The organism is Lysobacter tyrosinilyticus (assembly GCF_054779815.1).
This window is the reverse complement of record NZ_BAAGXN010000004.1, coordinates 426,477-448,005: the sequence shown is the minus strand read 5'-3', so window position 1 is coordinate 448,005 and position 21,529 is coordinate 426,477. Positions and strand designations below refer to the sequence as shown.

The following is a 21,529-nucleotide window of genomic DNA, read 5'->3' as shown; positions in this document are numbered from 1 at the left end:
AATTCCGCCCCACCAGGTCAGGCAGGGTTCGTCAGGAGACCGGCTGTCGCCGGTGGGAGGTGACCCGCGTCGCGGGTCAGTTGGCGACCGGCGCGAGGGAACCGTCAGAGGATAGCGTAAAGCGCGCCACATTCGCGCGGCTGAACGGTTCCAGGTCAACGGCAACCCCAGCGCGCTTCACTTCGACCGCATTGATGTTGCCGAGTTTCACGCGCGCGACTTCGCCGGCTTTGTAGATGCGCTGCTGGCCAGCGGCAAGCAGACCGCGCTCGAGCACCTGGTCGTTCGGGCCGAGGATCTCCACCCAGCTGTCGCCTTTGAACGAGATCGTGAGCGCCGCGGCCGACGGCGGCACCGCCGGGAGCGATGCGATCGACGCCACCAGTGGCGTGCGGTCGGGAGCAGCGGCTCGCGACGGCGTCGCGATTTCGGTCTGGGCGGTGGTTGCCGGCACGTCGAGCGACTGAACCGCCAGCTGGCCATTGCCGAAATGCGAACGCGTGCCGAGCCATACCGGCACCGCGATTGCCGCGGTGATGGCCACGTAGATCGCGCGGCGGCCGAGTTGTTCGGCGAAACGCTGATAACCGGGCGTGTGGGTATGGCTCACGAGCGTCGACGGCGCAACCACGGCCACCGGCGTCTGCTCGATGTAGGGTTCGATGTCCACGCCCAGCAGGCGCGCATAGCTGCGCAACTGGCCGCGGACGAAAACGGGGGCGCCCAGGGAGCTCCAGTCTTCAGCTTCAAGATTGGCCACGGAGCGCACGGTCATGCGCAGCTGTGAGGCCGCCTGCTCGATGGACATGCCTGCGGCTTCACGCGCCTGCCTGAGGGCAGCGCCAGCACCGGCACCCGTCATCTGGTCGGAATACGTCATTGCCTGCCACCATCCCCCTTGGCGGAGTTCCGTGCTTCCGGTGCATCGGGGAACTCCGTTTTCAGTCGCGAAACGTAGCGCGCAGCTGCACTGCTGTCGCCGAGTTTTTGTTCAATTTGTGACGCAAGCAACAACGCTTTCGGGTCGGCTGGTGCAGCAGCGAGACGCCGTTCCGAAAATGCCCTGGCTTCGAAGGCGTTGCCCGCCTTGAACTCACGTGTCGCCAGCGCAGCAAGAGCCACCGGGTTCTGGGGATCGAGCTCGATGGCGCGACGCAGATCACGTTGGGCGCGCTGCTGTTGCCCGACCCTGTCGGCGCAGGCACCAGAGTTCGCCAGGATCACCGGCGAGTCGGCGAAACCGGGCAGTGCCAGGGCGCGATCGAACCAGTTCATGGCGTCGTCCACCCGTCCCTGCTCGCAAAGCCAGATGCCGTAGTTGCCCAGCATGCCGCCGTTGGTGGGAGCCAGCTCTGCCGCCCGCAAATAGTGCTGGCCGGCGCCAGGCTCGTCACCGGACTTGTCCAAGGCCACCGCCAAGTACGTATGCGCTTCGATCGACGCGGGATTGCGCTTGAGGAGTGCGTTCGCGGTCTGCTTTACCGAGGCGAAGTCACCCTCAGACAGATAGCGCTCCATTTCTGCGAGATCGCGCTGTGCGCTGGCTTCGCCATCGCGCTCTTTGTTGCTGCGCTTTTCGCTGATGCGATTTACCGCCGGTTCGACGTAGTGCCGCTCGCCGAGACTGGTACGCACATAGCTCTTGTTGCCACAACCGCCACTGGCGATCGCCGCGATAACGACTGCCAACATCAGCGCTTTACGCTGCGGCATCACCTGCTCCCTGAGCATTCAGGCGCTTGCGGAATTCCGCCTGGCGGCGGGTGCGATCCATCACCTGCCCCTTCAGCTGACCGCACGCCGCGTCGATGTCGTCGCCACGCGTGCGTCGCACGGGGGCGATCATTCCAGCGTTGTTGAGCAGCTTCTGGAAGCCACGAATGGCCTCGTCGTCCGGGCGTGAAAAGCGCGTGCCCGGGAACGGATTGAACGGAATCAGATTGACCTTGGCCGCATCCTTCATCTGCACGCGACGATCGAATTCGCGCATCAGGCGGATGAGTTCGCGTGCATGCTGCGGCTGGTCATTGACGTCTTTCATCAACGTGTATTCGAACGTCACCGAAGTGCCGCGCTTGCGCAGCGCATAGCGCACGCAGGACTCCATGAGTTCGGCGATCGGGTACTTCTTGTTAAGCGGCACGAGTTCACTGCGCAGCTCGTCGTTGGGCGCATGCAGCGACACAGCGAGCGAGACGTCGCTCTCGGCAGCCAGGCGATCGATCATCGGCACCATGCCGGCCGTCGACAGCGTCACGCGCTTGTTGGCCAGGCCGTAGCCCAGGTCGTCGCGCATGATGCTCATGGCGCGCACGACATTGTCGAAATTCGCCAGCGGCTCGCCCATGCCCATCATCACCACGTTGGTGAGCTTGCGCTGCTGGTGCGGGACGTTGCCGAGATGGCGCGCCGCGATCCAGACCTGGCCGATGATCTCGGCGGTCGACAGATTGCGATTGAAACCCTGCGTCGCGGTCGAGCAGAACTGGCAGTTGAGCGCGCAGCCCACCTGCGAGGACACGCACAGCGTGCCGCGGCCCTTGTCGGGGATGTAGACCGTCTCGATCGCGTTCTTGGGATCCATGCCGAGCAGCCACTTGTGCGTGCCGTCGGTGGATTCCTTGTCGAAAATGAGCTGAGGCGCATGCACGACGGCGCGCTCCTCAAGCTTGGCGCGCAGCACCTTGCCCAGATCGGTCATCCCGGCAAAGTCGGTGACGTAGCGGTGATGAATCCACTTCATCACCTGGTGCGCGCGGAATTTCTTTTCGCCGAGCTCTTCCTCGAAGAAGCGCTCGAGCGAGGCGCGGTCGAAGTCGAAGATGTTTGTCTTCGACTCCGACGGCGCGGTCTTGCTCACAGACTCGCGCAGCGCCGCCTGCGTCGCCTCGTCGGCAGCAGCAGGGACGATGTCGATGGCGATGTCGCGGGTCTGGTTCATTGCTCTACTTCAAATCAACGGGCGAAGACGTCGGTCGCCGGGAAGAAGTAGGCGACCTCGATCGCCGCGTTCTCCAGCGAGTCCGAACCGTGCACCGCATTCGCGTCGATGCTGTCGGCGAAGTCGGCGCGGATGGTGCCCGGCGCAGCGTCCTTCGGATTGGTGGCGCCCATCAGGTCGCGGTTCTTCAGCACGGCGCCTTCGCCCTGCAGGACCTGGATCATCACCGGGCCGCTGATCATGAATTCAACCAGCGCGCTGAAGAACGGACGCTCGCGGTGCACGGCGTAGAAGCCTTCGGCTTCGTTGCGGGAGAGCTGCGTCATCTTCGAGGCGACGACCTTCAGGCCGCTCTTTTCGAAACGCGAATAGATTTCGCCGATGACGTTCTTGGCGACGGCGTCGGGCTTGATGATCGAAAGGGTGCGCTCCAGCGCCATGGGAAATATCTCCGGATAGGCGGGCCGCGAAACAGTCCGTGTTCGCGCCCGAGAATAACAGAAAAACCCGCGTCGAATCGCGGGTTTAGCCAATATGGCTGGGGCAAATTCTAGCCCAAGTAGGGCTCGGTTTGGAGCACCTGTTCACCTTCGGGTGGTTGACGTGCGGTAGCGTATGGTTCAGCATCAAACGCACGTTTGAATCCACCCGTTGAAACGCCCGCACGAATGGCTACCCCGCACCCCTTCTCCACCAAGGACCGGATCCTCGGCGCCGCCGAGGAGCTCTTTGCCCAGTTCGGCTTCGCCGGCACCTCGCTGCGCCAGGTCACGAGCCGCGCCGACGTCAATATCGCCGCGGTCAACTACCACTTCGGCAGCAAGGAAAACCTGGTCAATGAGGTCTTCCGCCGGCGCATGGACGAAATGAGCCAGAAGCGCCTCACCGCGCTGAAGACGGCCCAGAAGGACCACCCCGGCGAGCTCGAGCCGATCCTCGCCGCCTTCGTCGAGCCGGCCCTGGCAATGGCGCAGGACCGCCACAACGGCGCCTTCGCTCGCATGATCGCCCGTGCCTACGCGGAGAAGAACGACGCCCTGCGCAAGTTCCTGTCCGAGCACTACGGCCATGTCCTGCGCGAATTCTCCAAGGCCATCGCCGCCTGCCTGCCCGCGCTGAGCAAGGAATCCCTGTACTGGCGCTTGGACATCGTGGTGGGCGCGCTGACCTACGCCATGGCCGATTTCGGCCTGATCAAGCGTCCTGTCGGTGTCACCGAAGCAGCGCATCGTGAACGTGCGGCGCGGGAACTCATCACATTCGCGGCCGCGGGCTTCCGTAGTCCGTAAGACGCTTCGCCCTCTTCTGCTTCAAGCAACCCAACGGCGGGTTCGTCCCGCTATAAATCAAGGACTTGTGAAACATGTCTAGCAAACTACTGGTCCGTCGCGCGGCGGTTCTGGGCGCGGGCGTGATGGGTGCGCAGATTGCCGCCCACCTCACCAACGCCGGCGTGGATACCGTGCTGTTCGACCTGCCAGCGAAGGAAGGCGATCCCAATGGCGTCGTCACCAAGGCGATCGCCAATCTGGCCAAGCTCAGCCCCGCCCCGCTCGCCGACAAGGCGCTGGCCGAGCGCATCGTGGCGGCCAACTACGAGACGGGCCTGGAGCTGCTGAAGGACTGCGACCTGATCATCGAAGCCATCGCCGAACGGATGGACTGGAAGCAGGACCTGTACAAGAAGATCGCGCCGTTCGTGCCAGCACATACGGTGCTGGCTTCGAACACCTCTGGCCTGGGCATCAACAAGCTCGCTGAGGTGCTCCCGGAAGAACTGCGCCACCGCTTCTGCGGCGTGCACTTCTTCAACCCGCCGCGCTACATGCACCTGGCCGAACTGATCCCGGCCCGCACCACTGACGCTCCGGTGCTCGAAGGCCTCGAAGCCTTCCTGACCACCACGCTCGGCAAGGGCGTGGTCTACGCCAAGGACACCCCGAACTTCATCGGTAACCGCATCGGCGTGTTCTCGATGCTGGCCGCAATGCACCACACCGAGCAGTCCGGCCTCGGCTTCGACACCGTCGACGCACTGACCGGTCCGGCGATCGGCCGTCCGAAGTCGGCGACTTATCGCACCGCGGATGTAGTCGGCCTGGACACCATGGCCCACGTCATCAAGACGATGGCGGACACCTTGCCGGAAGACCCGTGGCACCAGTACTTCCAGGCGCCCAAGTGGCTCACCGCGCTGATCGAAAAGGGCGCACTGGGCCAGAAGACCGGCGCCGGTTTCTACACGAAGAAGGGCAAGGACATCCTCGTCCTTGACCTCAAGGCGCAGGATTTCCGCGTCTCGGCCGGTGAACTCGACGCTGACGTCGCCGCACTGCTGAAGGAAAAGGATCCGGCGAAGAAGTTCGCCGCCCTGCGCGCCAGCGAGAACCCGCAGGCGAAGTTCCTGTGGGCCTGCTTCCGCGACACCTTCCACTACACCGCCTATCACCTGGAATCGATCGCCGATACCGCGCGCGACGTCGACTTCGCGATCCGCTGGGGCTACGGCTGGTCGCTCGGGCCGTTCGAAACCTGGCAGGCCGCCGGTTGGAAACAGGTCGCCGAATGGATAGCCGACGACATCGTGAAGGGCCTGGCGATGAGCACTGCGCCGCTGCCGGACTGGGTGTTCGATGGCCGCGAAGGCGTGCACGGCACCGCCGGAAGCTACAGCCCATCGCGCCATGCGATGGTGCCGCGCTCGTCCAACCCGGTGTATGCGCGCCAGCGTTTCCCGGATGCACTGATCGGCGAGAAGTTTTCGCAAGGCCGCACGGTTTACGAGAACGACGGCGTGCGGATGTGGGCCGACGAAGGCGATGACATCGCCGTGGTCAGCTTCAAGACCAAGCTGCACACGGTCAACGACCATGTGCTCAATGGCCTGCAGGAAGCCATCGCGATTGCCGAGCGGGACTTCCGCGGCCTGGTGATCTGGCAGCCGAAGGAACCCTTCTCCGCCGGTGCCGATCTGCAAGGCGCGCTGGGCCTGCTGCAGGCCGGCGACCTCAAGGGCTTCGAAGGCATGGTGGCCAACTTCCAGACCACCAGCCAGCGCATCAAGTACGCGCAGGTGCCCGTGGTGGCTGCCGTGCGCGGCCTCGCCCTCGGCGGCGGCTGCGAATTCCAGATGCATGCGGCCAAGACCGTGTTCGCGCTGGAAAGCTACGTTGGTCTGGTCGAGGCCGGTGTCGGCCTGCTGCCGGCCGGTGGTGGGCTGAAGGAATTCGCGGTGCGCGCCTCGGAAGCCGCCGGCCCGGGCGGCGACGTGTTCGCCCAGCTCAAGACCGCGTTCGAAAGCGTTGCGATGGGCAAGGTGTCGACCTCGGCCTTCGAAGCCAAGTCGCTCAAGGTCGCGCGCGACACCGACTCCGTCGTGTTCAACGCCTTTGAACTGCTCCACGTCGCCAAGGCGCAGGCGCGTGCGCTGGCCGAATCCGGCTACCGCCCGCCTCTGCCCGCACGCCGCATCCAGATAGCCGGCGACGTCGGCGTCGCCACTTTCAAGATGATGCTGGTGAACATGCTGGAAGGCCGCTTCATCTCGCCGCACGACTATGAGATCGCCACCCGGATCGCGACCGTGCTCTGCGGCGGCGAAGTCGATCGCGGCACGTTGGTCGACGAGGAATGGCTGATCAAGCTCGAACGCGAACACTTCGTCGCCCTGGCGCAGATGCCGAAGACGCAGGAACGCATCGCGCACATGCTCAAGACCGGCAAGCCGCTGCGCAACTAAGCGACGACGACACAGGAATCACGACAATGACCAAGCAAGTTCAAGAAGCCTATATCGTCGCCGCCACCCGCACTCCGGTCGGCAAGGCTCCGCGCGGCGTGTTCCGCAACACCCGCCCCGACGACATGCTCGCGCACGTGCTGCGCAGCGTGGTCGCTCAGGCGCCCGGCATCGACGTCAATCGCATCGATGACGCGATCATCGGCTGCGCCATGCCCGAAGGCGAGCAAGGCATGAACGTGGCGCGCATCGGCGCGCTGCTGGCCGGCCTGCCCAATACCGTGGCCGCGCAGACCATCAATCGCTTCTGCTCGTCGGGCCTGCAGGCCGTGGCACTCGCCGCGGATCAGATTCGTCTGGGCAACGCCGACCTGATGCTTGCCGGCGGCACCGAATCGATGTCGATGGTGCCGATGATGGGCAACAAGGTCGCCCTGAGCCCAAGCGTATTCGCCAACAACGAGAACGTGGCGATCGCCTACGGCATGGGCATCACCGCCGAGAAGGTTGCTGAGGAATGGAAGGTATCGCGCGAGGATCAGGACGCGTTCGCCCTCGCCTCGCACCAGAAGGCCATCGCTGCGATCCAGGCCGGCGAATTCCGGAGCGAGATCACGCCGTACGAAGTCGTTTCGCACCTGCCCGACCTGGCAGGCAACACGATCCGTCTGAAGAAGACGCTGGTCGAGGTCGACGAAGGCCCGCGCCTGGACACGTCGCTGGAAGGTCTAGGCAAGCTGAAGCCGGTGTTCCGCAACGGTCAGTTCGGCGGCACGGTCACCGCAGGCAACAGCTCTCAGATGTCCGACGGCGCCGGCGCGGTGCTGTTGGCCTCAGAGCAGGCCATCAAGGACTACGGTCTGACGCCCCTCGCCCGCTTCGTCAGCTTCTCGGTCGCCGGCGTGCGCCCGGAAGTGATGGGCATCGGCCCGATCGCCGCGATCCCGAAGGCGCTCAAACAGGCCGGCCTGACCAAGGACCAGCTCGACTGGATCGAACTCAACGAAGCCTTCGCCGCACAGGCGCTGGCAGTGATCCGTGATTCGCAGCTGGATCCGTCCAAGGTCAATCCGCTCGGCGGCGCAATCGCGCTGGGCCATCCGCTCGGCGCGACCGGTGCCGTGCGCACCGCCACCATCGTGCATGGCCTGCGTCGTCGTCAGCAGAAGTACGGCATGGTAACGATGTGCATCGGTACCGGCATGGGCGCGGCGGGGATCTTCGAAGCGCTGTAAGTAGCCGTCGTGTGCGGAAAAACATGCAAAGGGCGGCTTTAGGCCGCCCTTTGTCTTACCGCACACCTCGAAACTTACTTCGAACAAGCCACGAACTTGCCCTTGGCATCACGACAATGCTGCGGTGCGACCTTCTTCGCGCAGGTGATGAAATGCCCCTTGGCATCGCGGCAGCGAACCGTCGACAAGGACTTGGGAGCAGCGCCCGAGGTAGCTGCCATGGCATTCATGCTGAACAGTGCGGCGGCAGCAACAGCAAGCATCAGGTAACGGCGCATTTGTAGTTCCCCGCGGTCTGGATGACGCTTCGAAGCTAGCCAACCGCGGCCTTCCGCAGAATGTCTGGAAGATTAATTCGATTTCATCTTCCGGCCCGTCATGCCATCCGTGCACCGTTGGGCACTGGGCGCTCGACCGTGGTGATGACCACTCCCTCGTCGGTGTGGAACCCGGTCAACAGGAATTCGGATACGAACGGCCCCACCTGCTTCGGCGGGAAATTGACGACGCCGACGATCTGTCGACCTATCAGCTCATCCGCGGAATAGATCGCCTTCACCTGCGCACTGGTCTTGCGTACGCCGTGTGGGCCGAAATCGACCCATAACTTCCAGGCGGGCTTGCGTGCCTCCGGAAAAGGCTCGACGCGCAGCACAGTGCCCGCGCAAAGCATCACTTTCTCGAAGTCGCTCCATTCGATGGTCTGGGTTTGCATAACCGGTTGCAGCTGTTGGTCGGTAACGGCTGTCATGGTGCCCGGTTCCGCGCAGCCGATTGTCATCGTGGATGGAACGTCGAAGTTGCGAAGTCAGTCGTCGCTCCCTTTCCGCGCCGCCTTCCATGCGTCCTTGAATTCCGCCCACCAATAGCTGAGCTGGGCACCGACGAACCCCGCGGGTTTCAGCGCGGATACCACGCCGTAATCGGCAAATTCGCGCCAGCGCGCATCACCCTCGGCAATGGCGGCAGCCAGCACCTCGCCCGCGAACGTGGTAGGTGCCACCCCATGTCCACCAAACGCCTGAGCAAGCCACAGCCCCTCATCGATGCGACCAATCTGCGGCATCTGGTGACGCGCGTAACTCATCAGCCCTGACCAGGCGTAATCGATGCCGACGCCCTCGAGTTGCGGGAAGACCTTCAGCAGATCCTTGTACAGCAGTCGCTTGACGGCTTCCGGCGAACGGTCGAGCACCGATATCCGGCCGCCCCACAGCAGGCGCCCATCCACCAGCGGCCGGTAGTAGTCGAAAGCGAAACGTGTGTCGTAAACAGCGGAGGAGGTCGACAGCACCTCGCTCATGCGCGGACCAAGCGGCTCGGTCACCATCACGTAAGTCGCGATAGGCAATACCGCTGCATCGACGGCTCTGCGCAGGCCCGCCAGGTACCCGCCGCAAGCGAGCACGACTTCCTTGGCAAGCACTTCCCCTTGGGGCGTAGTCACGCGCCATTGTGTGCCTATTCGTTGCAGCCCGGTGACGGGGCTGCGTTCGTGAATGCTGACGCCGTGCGCCTTCGCGGCCTGGGCAATGCCCTGCGCGTACTTGAGCGGATGAAAATGGAACGCGTGCCGTTCGAACAAACCGTCGTGGTAGCGGGCACTACGAATGCGTTGTCGCAGCTCCGCCTGCGGCAACCATTCCCAATTCGCATCGTAGTGATCGGCCAGCAACGCCTGTCGTTCACGCAATACCGCAGGATCGCGGAACCAATTCGCCCAGACGATTCCCGAGTCGCTGACATCGCACTGGATGGCGTATTGATCGATGCGGCTACGGATCAGCCGGACGGCATCCGTCGTGCCCTGATAGAGCGCACGCGCACGCTGTGGTCCGAGCTCACGCAGCAGCGCGTCTTCGCCACGCGAAAAACCGCCGAACACGAAGCCGCCGTTGCGCCCCGAAGCGCCATGCCCGACCTCGTCCGCTTCCAGCAACACGACATCGCGCATCCCCCGCTCCGCCAGTCCCAAGGCCGTGTTCAGGCCAGCGAAACCGCCACCGATTACGCATACCTGCGCCTCGATCGGAGCGACCAGCGGTACGGCGGATGCGCGTTCTGTGACGGTAGCGCGGTAATAGCTGATAGGCGGACTGGACATGAAGGGACGACGCGAGTGTGATTACAACCCATGGGGAGAGACTCGATGGAACTTCATCCAGCCGACAAAGCCTATCGCAAGCGCGCCATGTGGCTGCTCGCTGGCATCGTCCTGATGTGCGGCGTGTTGCTATGGCAACTGCAGGCGTGGCTCAGTCACCTGACCGTGCAACTGGGCGGCAGCGATCCCAGTACGGTCCGGTTCTGGGTGCGCCTATTGCTTTGCGGTTTGGGAATCGCTTTGGCGATCCCCGCCGTCGGGCTGGGCCTATCGCTTCGCCAGCTGGGCCAGGTATCGAGGAGCGAAGGTCGCTTCCCGCCGGCGCAATGGAAGACCTGGCGCGATGTGCGCGTGCTACGCGACGCGCCTGGGCAAACCTGGGCGCGACGGGTAGAGGCCGCGGGTACGGCAGCCCTGGCGCTGGCCGGACTGCTGGTCGGATGGGCCGCCTGGGCTTGGTGGCATTTCAGCGGCTGAAACGCGCCGCTCCGAACCCGTGGAGCGGCAGCGATCAGTAGCCGGCGGCCTTACTCCAGGTCTTCCACGCCGAGTTCGTCCAGGGCGTTCTGCATCAAGCGGCGCGCCGAGTCACTCAGCTTTTCGTGGTCGAGGGCGTAGCGGATCGTGGCTTCGATCAGGCCGATGTGGGTGCCACAATCGAAGCGGGTGCCCTGGAAGCGATACGCGTTGACCGGTTCTTCCGCCAGCAGCTTGGCGATGGCGTCGGTCAACTGGATTTCACCGCCCGCGCCGGGCTGCGTGGCTTCCAGAAGATCGAAAATCCGCGGACTGAGAACGTAACGGCCCACGACCGCCAGCGTACTCGGCGCCTGTTCGGGGCGCGGCTTTTCCACGATCGCGGTAATCCGACCCTGACGATTCTGGAACGACTCGGTAGCCACGATGCCGTAGCTGGCCGTCTGTTCCTGCGGAACATCCTGGACTGCAATCACACTGGCACCCGTCGCTTCGGCCGCGTCGGCCATCTGCTTGAGCGCCCCGGGGCCGCGATTCCAGATGAGATCGTCCGGTAGCAACACGGCGAAGGGCTGGTCCCCGACGATGGGCTTGGCGCACAGCACGGCGTGCCCCAGCCCGAGCGCTTCGGCCTGGGTTACGAATATCGCGCGCACGTGCGACGGCAACACATTGCGCACCAGGTCCAGCTGTTCCGCCTTGCCAGCGCGCTCGAGCTTCTGTTCCAGCTCGTAAGCCTTGTCGAAGTAGTCGGCGACCGCGTGCTTGTAGCGATTGGTAATGAATACCAGCGTGTCGCAGCCTGCCTCCACGGCCTCATCGACGGCGTACTGGATCAGAGGCTTGTCGATGACCGGCAGCATTTCCTTCGGCACCGTCTTGGTGGCGGGAAGGAAGCGGGTGCCGAGTCCGGCGACTGGAAAGACCGCAATACGGATGCGGTTCTGCTTTGAAGCTGGCGACATCAAATGTTCCTGGCGTTACGAATAGGGAATGCAACTACGGTAGACGCCACATGTTGCACGCCATGCGAACCGACTGGTTCGAATTCGGGTACAGCGGCGCGCAGTAGCACTTTGAGTGCGTCGACGTCGTAGCGTGCGCTGGCCTCTCGCAGCTGGGCCACGGCGTGCTCGATGCTCTGCGCCGACACTTGGCGCGGCTCGGCCTGTAGGATCTTGGGATGCGCCGTTGGGCGATAGCGCTCATCGGCGTGGAAGAGCGTCTCGTGCAGCTTTTCCCCGGGCCTCAGGCCGGTATACACGATGGCGATATCGCGTCCCGGGTGCTTGCCGGCGAGGCGGATCATCTGCTCCGCCAGCAGTCGGATCGGTACCGGTTCGCCCATGTCGAGCGTATAGATGGCTTCGTGCGTGCCGATGGCGGAGGCCTGCAGGATCAACTGACAGGCTTCGGGAATGGTCATGAAGAACCGGGTGACTTCCGGATCGGTCACCGTGACTGGTCCGCCCCGGCGGATTTGTTCGCGGAACAGCGGTACCACGCTACCGGCCGAATCCAACACATTGCCGAAGCGCACCGTGACAAAACGGGTGGAACGATGGTCAGCCAGCGACTGGCAAGTCATTTCGGCCAGGCGTTTGGTAGCGCCCAGCACGTTGACCGGGTCGACCGCCTTATCGGTCGAGATGAGCACGAACGTACCCACGCCGTATTCGCGACAAGCATGTGCGACCGTACTCGTCGCCAGCACGTTGTTGCGGACCGCCTCACGCAACTGCGTCTCCAGCACCGGGACCTGCTTGTAGGCAGCGGCGTGGAAGACCGCGTCGGGTTCGGTCAGCTTCAATGCGTGGTTGATCAGCGCCGGGTCGCCACAATCGCCGAGCAACGGGATACACTCGATATCCGGGAAGTCGCGCCTGAGCGTCGTCTCGGTGTTGATAAGCGCGAGTTCGTCGATTTCGATCAGGACGATCCTGCGTGCACCATGGCGTGCGCACTGCCGGCACAGTTCCGAACCGATGGAGCCGCCGGCGCCGGTGACCAGCACCGTGCGCGCGCCCAGCCAGCCACGGATCGATTTCCAGTCGGGTAACACTGGCTTACGCCCGAGCAGGTCCTCGATCGCGACTTCCTTGAGCTCACCCGGCAACGACCTTCCCTCGAGCACGTCCTGCAGACGCGGCACCATGCGGAATGGAAGTCCGGTGCGTTCGCAGGCCGCCAATACGCGTTGCATCGCGCTGGCATCGGCGGATGGCATGGCGATGACGAGCAGCTTCGCCGCCGTTTCGCGCGCGATTTCAGCCACGTCCTGCACGGTGCCCAGCACCGGGATGCCCTGCACCTTGCTGCCGCGGAGTCCGGAAGCGTCATCGAGGAAACCCACCGGCTGATACGTGCCGACACGACGCAGATCGCGCACCAGAGCCTCACCCGCGCGACCGGCGCCCAGAATCAGCGTGCGAACGCTGCCTTCGCGGCTACCTTCGGTACGGCTGTCCTTCCAGGCGCGGTACAGCAGGCGCGGCGCTCCCAGAAGCGCCATCAGCGCCAATGGGTACAGCACCAGCACGGTGCGCGGCACCATGTCCAGGCGGTTGTAGAGGAACAGTCCCAGCAGGATCGCAAACAGGCCGAGCACACAGGCCTTCACGATGTTCCAGAGGTCCGGCACGCTGGCGAAGCGCCAGAGCCCGCGGTAAAGGCCGATCTGCCAGAACACCAGACCCTGGGCGGCCAGCACCAGGGCGACCTCGGTGCTCCACAGGTCGGTCTCCGGCGGATTGGGAACCATGCCCCAGCGCAGACGGTGCAGTCCCTGCCACACCAGCCAAACCATGAAAAGGTCATGCAGCACCACAGCTTGGCGCGGCAGCAGGCTCTTCCATCGCTCAAACCAGGAACTCATTTCCTGTCCTTTTCAATCGAACTTTCATTGACTGGGAAGTATTGCAGCAAGGCCCACAGCAGGGCAGCTGCCGCGAGCCAGATCGCGCATCCGGTCACCATGGCCCTCTCCGTCCTGGCCGCCAGCCACCACGACAGCAGCCACCCCGCGACCGACCAGCCTGCGTACGCCAACGTCACAGGCGTGTGATTACCAAGCCGGAAAGCCCAACGCTGATAGGCATGCTGGGCATGGGCGGTCCACCAGCGTTCGCGCCTGAGCAGGCGTCGCAGCAGGGTAAGCGTGCTGTCGACCAGGAAGGGGGTAAGCGGCAACAGCAGCAAAGGCATCGGAACGTCGCTGCGCTTCCAAGCCACTACCAACAGACCCGCCAAGGCGAATCCCAGCGCCCCACTTCCAACGTCACCCATGAAGACTCGGGCCTTGGGGAAATTGAATGGCAGGAAGCCAAGGCAGGCGGCGGCCAGGGCCAGCGCCATCCAACCCCAGATCCCGCCCAGAAGCATCGCCAGTCCCACCGCAACTACGGCGGCCTGGCTGGCGGCGATGCCGTTGATACCATCCATGAAGTTCCAGATGTTGGTCAGCACCATCACGGCGATGAAGGCAAGGATCGCGGCCAACGGATCGCCCCATGCTCCGGCGACCGCCAGCGCGAATACGGTGGCGGCGAAAGCCTGCACCCCAAGTCGTAGCCAGGGGGACAGCGGGCGATGGTCGTCGACCATGCCAATGCCGGCGACCAGCAACAGTCCCAACCCGAAGCCCGCAATCAGCACGATCTGCTGCGGGCTGTGCCACGCCGCGACACAGGTGGCCACGAGCAGCGCTATCACGATGGAGAGGCCACCACCGCGTGGCGTTGGCACGTGGTGACTGCGACGCTCGCCCGGGTGATCGATCAGTTCGCGCCGGAGCGCGTATTGCCGGGCCATCCAGGTGCCCATGAGCCCGATGGTGAAATGCAGCAGTAGCCAGATCAGCATCCGGTCAGACCACCGCGTAATTCAGCAACGGCTTCACCGAACCCCACTCCTTGCAACTCGGGCACTGCCAGTGATGGCTGCGCGCGCCGAATCCGCAGCGCGTGCAGCGATAGCTCGGGTTGCGCACCAGCAGCTGATCGGTGATGTGCTTGAGATCGTGCAGCGTGGCGAGCGGATCCGCCTGTTCCGCCAGGGTAAGGTCGATCAGCGCCGCTTCGCCGCGCACGGAAGGACGATCCTTCAACTGGCGGGCAAGGTAGGCACGAGCGGCTGAAACGCCTTCGTCCGCCTCGACCATCTGGGTCAGCGCAAGCACCGGCGAGATACCGCGGTAGTGCTCGCACATCTCGGCCAGGAAGGCCTTGGCACCGGGATTGTCCCCCACCCTTTCGTAGGACGAGAGCAGCGGCGGCAGGATTTCCGGGAGGTAATCGGGATCAGCGCGCGCCACGCGTTCGAATGCGCGGATCGCACCCGGATCGTTACCTGCGTCCAGCTCGATGCGGCCTTCGATCATTCCGGCCCGAACCGAATTCGCATCGGCCTCGTACGCACGCGCCACGGTCGCACGTGCAGCGTCGGTGTCCCCGCCCGCGCGGTGGCGTTCGGCGACTTCGCATTCGAACTGCGCGATCAGCTTGCCCATCGCTTCGCCGGTGGCTGCTTCGTAGCGCCGCGCGTTCTCGATCGCCTTGTCCCAGTCGCGCTCGGCCTGGTAGATGCCGATCAGGTGCTTGAGTGCCAGTGGCGCGGTGTCCAACGCAACCAGATCACTGAAGACGGTTTCCGCACGATCGAGCAATCCCGAACGCATGTAGTCCTCGCCCAGTGCCAGCAAGGCCTGCACCTTCTGCTGATCGCTCAGGCCCGGACGCTGCACCAGCGCCTGATGCAGCCGGATGGCGCGATCGACTTCGCCTCGACGGCGGAATAGATGGCCGAGGGCGACCTGCGTCTCGAAGGTTTCCTTGTCCAGTTCCGCAATGTGCAGGAACAGCTCGATGGCCTTGTCCGGCTGCTCATTGAGCAGGTAATTGAGGCCGCGGAAATAGGTCATCGACAGCTTGCTGACCTGGCTGTCGCTATGGCGTTCGCCCCCACGCCGACCGATTACCCAGCCACTGACGGCCGCGATCGGTAGCAGCAGGAAGAACCAGAACCACTCGTTGATGAATTCCATGTATCAGGACCCGGTAGTGGGGGTCGACGGGGTGCGTTGTCGCTCGCTGCTGGCCAGACGTCGTCGCAGCGGCAGGACGACGCTGGCTGCAATCGCCAGACCGCCCAGCAGGACGCCGAGCAGCAACGCGACAAGTAGTGCGACGCCGAGCGTGGTGGGAATCTGTGCCGCGCCGAGATCAATGATGGCGCCTTGTCGATTGAGTGCTCCCACCACAGCGCCAAGCGCGATGCAGGCGAAGGCCATCAGCAGGCGGATTACACGCATGACGGCCTCCGGAGCCACATCGTCACTGACGTAGCTTAACGGACGCGTTGCGACTAAGCGACGCGCGCAGGCGGGAAATGTCGATCGGGGGTCGTTTGCCGACAGCGTGGGCAAATGGGATGTCCGTTTGCAGGACACCTCGAGGACTGGCGTCAGTCGTTCTCTTCGACCGGGGTCACGCCACTGACGCGTTCGCGCAATTCCTTGCCCGGCTTGAAATGGGGGACATGCTTTCCCGGCAGCGCGACCGACTCACCCGTCTTCGGGTTGCGGCCCAGGCGCGGCGGGCGGAAATGCAGGGAGAAGCTGCCGAAGCCACGGATCTCGATCCGCTCGCCGGAAGAAAGCGCACCGCCCATCATTTCGAGCAGCGCCTTCACTGCCAGATCCACGTCGTCGCCCTTCAGGTGGGCCTGACGCTGCGACAGGATCTCGATCAGTTCGGACTTGGTCATGACGTAGCTTCAACTCCCCTGACGGCAAAGCTGGCACTCCCCAGTGCCACCTTCATCGATCACGTGCCCGGAGACACTCCCCGGACACGAATCGTCTTACAGACCGAAGGCGACCCGGCATACCGGGCCGCCTTCGTTGTTTCAACAACTTACCTCAACGGGGGCGATTACTCGCCCTTGTTGCCCAGCTGTTCGCGCAGCAGCGCGCCCAGCTTGGTGGTGCCGCTGGAGGCTTCCGACGACTGACGGTTGTAGTCAGCCAGGGCTTCGGCCTGCTCGGCCTGGTCCTTCGCCTTGATCGACAGCTGCATGCTGCGGCCCTTGCGGTCCGTGCCAACGATCTTGGCTTCGATCTCGTCGCCGACCTTCAGCACCTTGCTGGCGTCGTCCACGCGGTCGTGGGAGATGTCGCGAGCGGAGATGTAGCCCTCGATGCCGCCGTCGAGTTCGACGGTGGCGCCCTTGGCGTCCACTTCCTTCACGATACCCTTGACGATCGAGCCCTTGGCGTTGGTAGCCACGTACTGACCCATCGGGTCCTGCTCGAGCTGCTTGACGCCCAGCGAGATGCGCTCGCGTTCCGGGTCAACGGCCAGCACCACGGCTTCCAGCGTGTCGCCCTTCTTGAAGTTGCGCACGATGTCTTCGCCGGTGGTGTTCCAGCTGATGTCGGACAGGTGAACCAGGCCGTCGATGCCGCCGTCCAGGCCGATGAAGATGCCGAAGTCGGTGATCGACTTGATCTGGCCCGACACCTTGTCGCCCTTCTTGTGCAGCACGGAGAAGGTTTCCCACGGATTCGAGGTGACCTGCTTCATGCCCAGCGAGATGCGGCGACGCTCTTCATCCACATCCAGGACCATGACCTGAACTTCGTCGCCGACCTGGACGATCTTCGACGGATTGACGTTCTTGTTGGTCCAATCCATTTCGGACACGTGCACCAGACCTTCGACGCCCGGCTCGATCTCGACGAACGCGCCGTAATCGGTGACGTTGGAGACCTTACCGAACACGCGCGTGTTGGCCGGGTAACGACGGGCGATGTTGTCCCACGGATCCTCGCCCAGCTGCTTGAGGCCCAGCGAAACACGGTTGCGCTCGCGGTCGTACTTGAGCACGCGGACGTCGAGCTCTGCGCCGACTTCCACGACTTCGGACGGATGACGCACGCGCTTCCACGCCATGTCGGTGATGTGCAGCAGGCCGTCGATGCCGCCGAGGTCGACGAACGCGCCGTAGTCGGTGAGGTTCTTGACCACACCCTTCAGCACGGCGCCCTCGACCAGCTTCTCAAGCAGCTGCTCGCGCTCTTCCGAATGTTCGCTCTCGACCACCGCACGGCGGGAGACGACGATGTTGTTGCGCTTGCGGTCCAGCTTGATGAGCTTGAACTCGAGTTCCTTGCCTTCGAGGTAGGACGAGTCGCGCACCGGGCGCACGTCGACCAGCGAACCGGGCAGGAAGCCGCGGACGTCCTTGATGTCGACGGTGAAGCCGCCCTTGACCTTGCCGCTGATGCGGCCGGTGATGGTGGCGTTGGCTTGCAGGGCTTCTTCCAGCTCGTCCCACACCATCGAGCGCTTGGCCTTCTCGCGCGACAGGATGGTTTCGCCGAAGCCGTTCTCGATCGAGTCGAGAGCGACCTTGACCTCGTCGCCTTCGGCAACGTCGATTTCGCCTGCATCGTTACGGAACTGTTCGATCGGCACGATGCCTTCGGACTTGAGGCCGGCGTTGATCACCACGACGTCGCCGCGGACTTCCACGACGGTGCCGATGACGATCGAGCCAGGCTTCAGCTTAGCCAGATTGGTCTGGCTCTGTTCAAACAGTTCGGCAAATGATTCGGTCATTGAAAATTACTCAGTTGAACACACGGGTCGCAGACGGGGGACGGGGACTGTTGAAGTCCGCCAGGATCCGGCGACCCACCCGTTGTGCGGTGCCATCGGGGTCGATGCACCAGTTGATGGAAATCCCATCGCAGAATTGCGATGGGGTCTTTATCTGCCGCGAAAGACGATTCGCTCAGTGCTTGGGCAACAGCGCCAGCACCTGCTCGACGACCGTGTCGATTCCGAGTCCGGTGGTGTCGATGCGGACGGCTTCATCGGCCGGTCGCAACGGCGCCACGGCGCGCTGGGCGTCACGGGCGTCACGGGCAAGGATCTCCCGCAGCAGACCGCTCAATGTAACGGAAACCCCTTTTTCCATCAACTGCTTATAGCGTCTTTCCGCCCTCTCCTCGGCACTGGCGGTCAGGAAGACCTTGAAGGGGGCGTCGGGGAAGATCACGGTTCCCATGTCCCGACCGTCGGCGACCAGGCCCGGGGACTGGCGGAAGACGCGCTGGCGATCCTTGAGGGCGGCGCGGACCTCCGGAATGGCCGCGATGGCCGAAGCGGCCGCACCCGCGGTTTCGGTGCGCAGCTCATCGGTCGCATCCACGCCGTTGACCACGACCCTGAGCTCAGCCTCGGTCTCCCGGAACTCGATGGTGGTATCGAAGGTGCACCGGACCAATGCGGCGTGATCGTCCAGGTCGATACCCTCCCAGCCTGCGGCCACGCCTACCGCCCGATACAGGGCGCCGGAATCCAGGTAATGCCAGCCCAGGCGCTGGGCGATGAGGCGGCTGATGGTGCCCTTGCCGGAACCGGAAGGGCCGTCGATCGTGAGTACGGGGATAATGTTGGTCATCGGGACATTATGACGGGTACCGATTCAGCTCCCGCGCCTGATCCGACCTCGAAACGAAGCCCAAAAACGCCGTCCCGACACCCCGAATCGCACGCGCTCGACGCAACCACTTGATCTGCCGGCAATTTACCCTCTAGAATCGCGGGCTTCGTTCCGCTCCACCCCCTTTTCACCCATTTCGTCCGAGGTCTGTCATGAAGGTCCTGTCCTCCCTGAAGTCGGCGAAGGCCCGTCACCGCGACTGCAAGGTCGTTCGCCGCCGTGGCAAGGTCTTCGTGATCTGCAAGTCGAACCCGCGTTTCAAGGCTCGCCAGCGCTAAGCGCCAGCGTTCTGAGTTCGACGAAAAGGCCGCCGCAAGGCGGCCTTTTGCGTTTCCAAGCCCTGACGCCGCATGCAAAACCGTGACGGCGTCTTGCTGCCGCGTTCTGCATGCTTGTGCGTACAATCGCCCGTCCACTGGGGAGTGCCACGCTATGAAAGCTCGTATTGCCGCCATTCCGATGTTCGCCCTTCTGGCCCTGACCGGAGCAGCTTGGGCCCAGACCGAGACCACGCCCGCCGCGAGCGAGGCCCAGCCTGCAACTACTGAAGCCCAGCCGGCCCCGACCGAGACTGAGACCCGCACGCTGCTGATCGAGCGCGTACAGGAAGAAAACAAGGCAGCCATGCCAGTCCGCGGCCAGACCATGGCCGAGGTCGAAGCGAAGTACGGCGCTCCCTCCGAGAAGCTTGAGCCGCGTGGTGGCCAGAAGCGCAAGTGGCCGACCATCAACCGCTGGGCCTATGCGAACTTCACCGTGTACTTCGAAAAGAGCCGCGTGATCGACGTTGTGGCCAACAAGGCCAGCGCGATGGAAGTCGGCCCGAAGCCGCCGATCAAGTAATGCGTTGCACCCGCGCATTCGTGCGCGGGTCGCTCAAACCAAATCCGGATCCGGAACGGCGGGCTATCATTCCCCGCCGTTTTTCTTTGCCTGTGCCTCCAATGAATCCAGCCCCCCCTCGCTTCCCCGCGGAATGGGAAACCCAATCCGCTGTCCTGATCGCCTGGCCCCATGCCGACACCGACTGGGCCGACCGCCTGGGCGAAGTCGAGGAGACCTACATCGCCCTGGTCGCTGCGATCACGCGCTTCCAGCCGGTGCTGATCTGCATTGCCGACGACGATCTGCAGACCTATGCCGAAGCCCGCCTGCGTTCGGCGCGGCTGGATCTCTCGCGCGTGCACTTCATTCCCGCCGAATACGACGACACCTGGCTGCGCGACTCAGGCCCGATCACGTTGCGCGAGGGCAACGGTTTCCGCCTGCTCGATTTCCGCTTCACCGGTTGGGGCGGCAAGTTCGAGGCGAGTCTCGACGACCAGCTGGTCGAGCACCTCGAGCAAGTCGGAACCTTCTTGAACAGTTCGCGGCAATCCATTGATTTTGCTCTGGAAGGTGGCGCCATCGAAACCGATGGCGACGGCACCCTGCTGAGCACCTGGCGATGCCTCAACGAGCGCCATCCGGCGGCAAGCCGCGAAGACATCACCCGCAAGCTCGCCGGTTGGCTGCACCAGGACCGCGTGCTGTGGCTGGACCATGGCTACCTTGAGGGCGACGACACCGACGCACACGTCGACACCCTCGCCCGCTTCGCGGCGCCGGACGCGATCGTGTTCCAGGCCTGCGACGACCAGAGCGACTCGCACTACGCCGAACTCAAGGCGATGGCTGACGAGATCGCCGCGCTGCGCACGCGCGACGGCGCGCCGTACCGGCTGTTCCCGCTGCCGTGGGCGCAACCGGTCATCGACGACGGTCGCCGTCTCGCGGCCAGCTACGCCAACTTCCTGATCATCAACGGCGCGGTGCTGATGCCGGCCTATGGCGACCAAGCCGATGCGCAGGCGCAAGCCGTGCTGGCCGAAGCCTTCCCGGATCGCGAAGTAGTCGCCGTCCCGTGCCGTCCGCTCATCTGGCAGAACGGCAGCCTGCATTGCATCACCATGCAGCTGCCCGCCGGCGTCGTGGCGGCCTAATTCCCGAGCCGATCGTCGCAGCGACCATGCCACGCTACGTAGCCTTTCTCCGCGGCGTCAGCCCGATGAACGCGAAGATGCCGGAGCTCAAGCGCTGCTTCGAGGCGGCCGGCTTCACTAACGTCAAGACCCTGCTGTCCAGCGGCAATGTCGTGTTCGACACCACCTCGCGGTCCGAGCTCGCAATCGCGCGCAAGGCGGAAGCCGCGATGTCGGAGTCGCTTGATCGCAGCTTCTGGACCGTGGTGCGTCCCGTCGCTCGCCTTCAAGCCCTGATCGACGCCGATCCGTATCGCGACTTCCGATTGACCGCCACGGCCAAGCGCGTCGTGACGTTCCTGCGCGAGCCGCTCGATGCTCCGCCCAAGCTGCCGCCCGAAAAGGACGGCGCCCGGATCCTGGCGATCCAGGGCAGCGAAATCTTTACCGCCTACGAACCCACGCCCGGAACGCCCGTGTTCATGGCGCTGATCGAGAAAACCTTCGGCACCGACATCACCACCCGCACCTGGGACACCGTGAAGAAGTGCGCCGCGGCCTGAG

Annotated in this window: 23 protein-coding genes; 8 read left to right on the top strand and 15 right to left on the bottom strand. The window is 64.0% G+C overall.

Annotation, left to right across the window (positions count from 1 at the left end):
• Positions 1-76: 76 nt before the first annotated feature.
• From ACYVGK_RS12900 to ndk, 4 genes are read right to left on the bottom strand one after another with little or no spacing between them, the layout of a single operon-like run.
• Positions 77-880 carry a helix-turn-helix domain-containing protein gene (locus ACYVGK_RS12900; protein ID WP_460734284.1) on the bottom strand — a complete coding sequence of 268 codons (804 nt, stop codon included), beginning with the start codon at positions 878-880 and terminating at the stop codon, positions 77-79.
• A complete protein-coding gene (locus tag ACYVGK_RS12895; protein ID WP_460734282.1) occupies positions 877-1,713 on the bottom strand; it encodes a tetratricopeptide repeat protein in 837 nt (278 codons plus the stop codon). Before ACYVGK_RS12895 ends, ACYVGK_RS12900 begins: the two co-directional genes overlap by 4 nt.
• Complete coding sequence (gene rlmN, locus ACYVGK_RS12890; RefSeq protein WP_460734280.1) at positions 1,700-2,941, bottom strand: dual-specificity RNA methyltransferase RlmN; 1,242 nt, start codon at positions 2,939-2,941, stop codon at positions 1,700-1,702. The genes ACYVGK_RS12895 and rlmN overlap by 14 nt, the downstream gene beginning before the upstream one ends.
• A gap of 14 nt (positions 2,942-2,955) precedes the next feature.
• Complete coding sequence (gene ndk, locus ACYVGK_RS12885; protein WP_460734278.1) at positions 2,956-3,381, bottom strand: nucleoside-diphosphate kinase; 426 nt, start codon at positions 3,379-3,381, stop codon at positions 2,956-2,958.
• 228 nt (positions 3,382-3,609) lie between these two features.
• On the opposite strand from ndk, the gene ACYVGK_RS12880 reads away from it, so the two are divergent.
• The 3 genes from ACYVGK_RS12880 to ACYVGK_RS12870 all read left to right on the top strand — a co-directional run bounded on the left by ACYVGK_RS12880 (position 3,610) and on the right by ACYVGK_RS12870 (position 7,915).
• Positions 3,610-4,230: a TetR/AcrR family transcriptional regulator gene (locus ACYVGK_RS12880; RefSeq protein ID WP_460734276.1), complete on the top strand. Its 621-nt coding sequence runs from the start codon at positions 3,610-3,612 to the stop codon at positions 4,228-4,230.
• 74 nt (positions 4,231-4,304) lie between these two features.
• On the top strand, positions 4,305-6,680 hold the full coding sequence (locus ACYVGK_RS12875) for a 3-hydroxyacyl-CoA dehydrogenase/enoyl-CoA hydratase family protein (protein ID WP_460734274.1): 2,376 nt from the start codon (positions 4,305-4,307) through the stop codon (positions 6,678-6,680).
• Positions 6,681-6,706: 26 nt separating this feature from the next.
• Positions 6,707-7,915 (top strand): acetyl-CoA C-acyltransferase, encoded by a 1,209-nt coding sequence (locus tag ACYVGK_RS12870; protein ID WP_460734272.1) that lies wholly within the window; start codon positions 6,707-6,709, stop codon positions 7,913-7,915.
• A 74-nt stretch (positions 7,916-7,989) separates the two neighbouring features.
• Here ACYVGK_RS12870 and ACYVGK_RS12865 read toward each other — a convergent pair whose 3' ends face one another.
• The 3 genes from ACYVGK_RS12865 to ACYVGK_RS12855 form a co-directional block, all read right to left on the bottom strand.
• Positions 7,990-8,193: a hypothetical protein gene (locus ACYVGK_RS12865; RefSeq protein ID WP_460734270.1), complete on the bottom strand. Its 204-nt coding sequence runs from the start codon at positions 8,191-8,193 to the stop codon at positions 7,990-7,992.
• A gap of 98 nt (positions 8,194-8,291) precedes the next feature.
• Entirely contained in the window at positions 8,292-8,666 is a 375-nt protein-coding gene (locus tag ACYVGK_RS12860) for a tRNA-binding protein (RefSeq protein ID WP_460734268.1), read from the bottom strand.
• Between the two features lie 57 nt (positions 8,667-8,723).
• Positions 8,724-10,019 (bottom strand): NAD(P)/FAD-dependent oxidoreductase, encoded by a 1,296-nt coding sequence (locus ACYVGK_RS12855; protein WP_460734267.1) that lies wholly within the window; start codon positions 10,017-10,019, stop codon positions 8,724-8,726.
• Between the two features lie 45 nt (positions 10,020-10,064).
• On the opposite strand from ACYVGK_RS12855, the gene ACYVGK_RS12850 reads away from it, so the two are divergent.
• Positions 10,065-10,496 (top strand): hypothetical protein, encoded by a 432-nt coding sequence (locus tag ACYVGK_RS12850; protein WP_460734265.1) that lies wholly within the window; start codon positions 10,065-10,067, stop codon positions 10,494-10,496.
• Positions 10,497-10,546: 50 nt separating this feature from the next.
• Here ACYVGK_RS12850 and galU read toward each other — a convergent pair whose 3' ends face one another.
• The 8 genes from galU to cmk form a co-directional block, all read right to left on the bottom strand.
• A complete protein-coding gene (galU, locus tag ACYVGK_RS12845; protein WP_460734263.1) occupies positions 10,547-11,461 on the bottom strand; it encodes a UTP--glucose-1-phosphate uridylyltransferase GalU in 915 nt (304 codons plus the stop codon).
• A complete protein-coding gene (locus ACYVGK_RS12840) occupies positions 11,461-13,371 on the bottom strand; it encodes a polysaccharide biosynthesis protein (protein WP_460734261.1) in 1,911 nt (636 codons plus the stop codon). The genes galU and ACYVGK_RS12840 overlap by 1 nt, the downstream gene beginning before the upstream one ends.
• Positions 13,368-14,357 carry an MraY family glycosyltransferase gene (locus tag ACYVGK_RS12835; protein ID WP_460734259.1) on the bottom strand — a complete coding sequence of 330 codons (990 nt, stop codon included), beginning with the start codon at positions 14,355-14,357 and terminating at the stop codon, positions 13,368-13,370. Before ACYVGK_RS12835 ends, ACYVGK_RS12840 begins: the two co-directional genes overlap by 4 nt.
• 4 nt (positions 14,358-14,361) lie before the next feature.
• Positions 14,362-15,537: a lipopolysaccharide assembly protein LapB gene (gene lapB / locus ACYVGK_RS12830; protein WP_460734257.1), complete on the bottom strand. Its 1,176-nt coding sequence runs from the start codon at positions 15,535-15,537 to the stop codon at positions 14,362-14,364.
• A gap of 3 nt (positions 15,538-15,540) precedes the next feature.
• Positions 15,541-15,804 (bottom strand): hypothetical protein, encoded by a 264-nt coding sequence (locus tag ACYVGK_RS12825; RefSeq protein ID WP_460734255.1) that lies wholly within the window; start codon positions 15,802-15,804, stop codon positions 15,541-15,543.
• Positions 15,805-15,956: 152 nt separating this feature from the next.
• Entirely contained in the window at positions 15,957-16,259 is a 303-nt protein-coding gene (locus ACYVGK_RS12820; RefSeq protein ID WP_460734253.1) for an integration host factor subunit beta, read from the bottom strand.
• Between the two features lie 167 nt (positions 16,260-16,426).
• Positions 16,427-18,115 carry a 30S ribosomal protein S1 gene (gene rpsA / locus ACYVGK_RS12815; RefSeq protein WP_460734251.1) on the bottom strand — a complete coding sequence of 563 codons (1,689 nt, stop codon included), beginning with the start codon at positions 18,113-18,115 and terminating at the stop codon, positions 16,427-16,429.
• A gap of 175 nt (positions 18,116-18,290) precedes the next feature.
• Positions 18,291-18,962: a (d)CMP kinase gene (gene cmk / locus ACYVGK_RS12810; RefSeq protein ID WP_460734249.1), complete on the bottom strand. Its 672-nt coding sequence runs from the start codon at positions 18,960-18,962 to the stop codon at positions 18,291-18,293.
• A gap of 194 nt (positions 18,963-19,156) precedes the next feature.
• Between cmk and ykgO the strand changes: the two genes are divergently transcribed.
• The 4 genes from ykgO to ACYVGK_RS12790 all read left to right on the top strand — a co-directional run bounded on the left by ykgO (position 19,157) and on the right by ACYVGK_RS12790 (position 21,528).
• Positions 19,157-19,282 carry a type B 50S ribosomal protein L36 gene (gene ykgO / locus ACYVGK_RS12805; protein WP_010342887.1) on the top strand — a complete coding sequence of 42 codons (126 nt, stop codon included), beginning with the start codon at positions 19,157-19,159 and terminating at the stop codon, positions 19,280-19,282.
• Positions 19,283-19,436: 154 nt separating this feature from the next.
• Positions 19,437-19,847 carry a hypothetical protein gene (locus ACYVGK_RS12800; protein ID WP_460734247.1) on the top strand — a complete coding sequence of 137 codons (411 nt, stop codon included), beginning with the start codon at positions 19,437-19,439 and terminating at the stop codon, positions 19,845-19,847.
• Between the two features lie 101 nt (positions 19,848-19,948).
• A complete protein-coding gene (locus ACYVGK_RS12795) occupies positions 19,949-20,986 on the top strand; it encodes an agmatine deiminase family protein (RefSeq protein ID WP_460734245.1) in 1,038 nt (345 codons plus the stop codon).
• 26 nt (positions 20,987-21,012) lie between these two features.
• Positions 21,013-21,528, top strand: a complete 516-nt coding sequence (locus ACYVGK_RS12790; protein WP_460734243.1) for a DUF1697 domain-containing protein — start codon at positions 21,013-21,015, stop codon at positions 21,526-21,528.
• Position 21,529: the final 1 nt, after the last annotated feature.

What these genes read in the sequence shown, in the direction of transcription:
- ACYVGK_RS12900 (WP_460734284.1), bottom strand. Translation starts at nt 880, where the DNA reads ATGACGTATTCCGACCAGATGACGGGTGCCGGTGCTGGCGCTGCCCTC.
- ACYVGK_RS12895 (WP_460734282.1), bottom strand. Translation starts at nt 1,713, where the DNA reads ATGCCGCAGCGTAAAGCGCTGATGTTGGCAGTCGTTATCGCGGCGATC.
- rlmN (WP_460734280.1), bottom strand. Translation starts at nt 2,941, where the DNA reads ATGAACCAGACCCGCGACATCGCCATCGACATCGTCCCTGCTGCTGCC.
- ndk (WP_460734278.1), bottom strand. Translation starts at nt 3,381, where the DNA reads ATGGCGCTGGAGCGCACCCTTTCGATCATCAAGCCCGACGCCGTCGCC.
- ACYVGK_RS12880 (WP_460734276.1), top strand. Translation starts at nt 3,610, where the DNA reads ATGGCTACCCCGCACCCCTTCTCCACCAAGGACCGGATCCTCGGCGCC.
- ACYVGK_RS12875 (WP_460734274.1), top strand. Translation starts at nt 4,305, where the DNA reads ATGTCTAGCAAACTACTGGTCCGTCGCGCGGCGGTTCTGGGCGCGGGC.
- ACYVGK_RS12870 (WP_460734272.1), top strand. Translation starts at nt 6,707, where the DNA reads ATGACCAAGCAAGTTCAAGAAGCCTATATCGTCGCCGCCACCCGCACT.
- ACYVGK_RS12865 (WP_460734270.1), bottom strand. Translation starts at nt 8,193, where the DNA reads ATGCGCCGTTACCTGATGCTTGCTGTTGCTGCCGCCGCACTGTTCAGC.
- ACYVGK_RS12860 (WP_460734268.1), bottom strand. Translation starts at nt 8,666, where the DNA reads ATGACAGCCGTTACCGACCAACAGCTGCAACCGGTTATGCAAACCCAG.
- ACYVGK_RS12855 (WP_460734267.1), bottom strand. Translation starts at nt 10,019, where the DNA reads ATGTCCAGTCCGCCTATCAGCTATTACCGCGCTACCGTCACAGAACGC.
- ACYVGK_RS12850 (WP_460734265.1), top strand. Translation starts at nt 10,065, where the DNA reads ATGGAACTTCATCCAGCCGACAAAGCCTATCGCAAGCGCGCCATGTGG.
- galU (WP_460734263.1), bottom strand. Translation starts at nt 11,461, where the DNA reads ATGTCGCCAGCTTCAAAGCAGAACCGCATCCGTATTGCGGTCTTTCCA.
- ACYVGK_RS12840 (WP_460734261.1), bottom strand. Translation starts at nt 13,371, where the DNA reads ATGAGTTCCTGGTTTGAGCGATGGAAGAGCCTGCTGCCGCGCCAAGCT.
- ACYVGK_RS12835 (WP_460734259.1), bottom strand. Translation starts at nt 14,357, where the DNA reads ATGCTGATCTGGCTACTGCTGCATTTCACCATCGGGCTCATGGGCACC.
- lapB (WP_460734257.1), bottom strand. Translation starts at nt 15,537, where the DNA reads ATGGAATTCATCAACGAGTGGTTCTGGTTCTTCCTGCTGCTACCGATC.
- ACYVGK_RS12825 (WP_460734255.1), bottom strand. Translation starts at nt 15,804, where the DNA reads ATGCGTGTAATCCGCCTGCTGATGGCCTTCGCCTGCATCGCGCTTGGC.
- ACYVGK_RS12820 (WP_460734253.1), bottom strand. Translation starts at nt 16,259, where the DNA reads ATGACCAAGTCCGAACTGATCGAGATCCTGTCGCAGCGTCAGGCCCAC.
- rpsA (WP_460734251.1), bottom strand. Translation starts at nt 18,115, where the DNA reads ATGACCGAATCATTTGCCGAACTGTTTGAACAGAGCCAGACCAATCTG.
- cmk (WP_460734249.1), bottom strand. Translation starts at nt 18,962, where the DNA reads ATGACCAACATTATCCCCGTACTCACGATCGACGGCCCTTCCGGTTCC.
- ykgO (WP_010342887.1), top strand. Translation starts at nt 19,157, where the DNA reads ATGAAGGTCCTGTCCTCCCTGAAGTCGGCGAAGGCCCGTCACCGCGAC.
- ACYVGK_RS12800 (WP_460734247.1), top strand. Translation starts at nt 19,437, where the DNA reads ATGAAAGCTCGTATTGCCGCCATTCCGATGTTCGCCCTTCTGGCCCTG.
- ACYVGK_RS12795 (WP_460734245.1), top strand. Translation starts at nt 19,949, where the DNA reads ATGAATCCAGCCCCCCCTCGCTTCCCCGCGGAATGGGAAACCCAATCC.
- ACYVGK_RS12790 (WP_460734243.1), top strand. Translation starts at nt 21,013, where the DNA reads ATGCCACGCTACGTAGCCTTTCTCCGCGGCGTCAGCCCGATGAACGCG.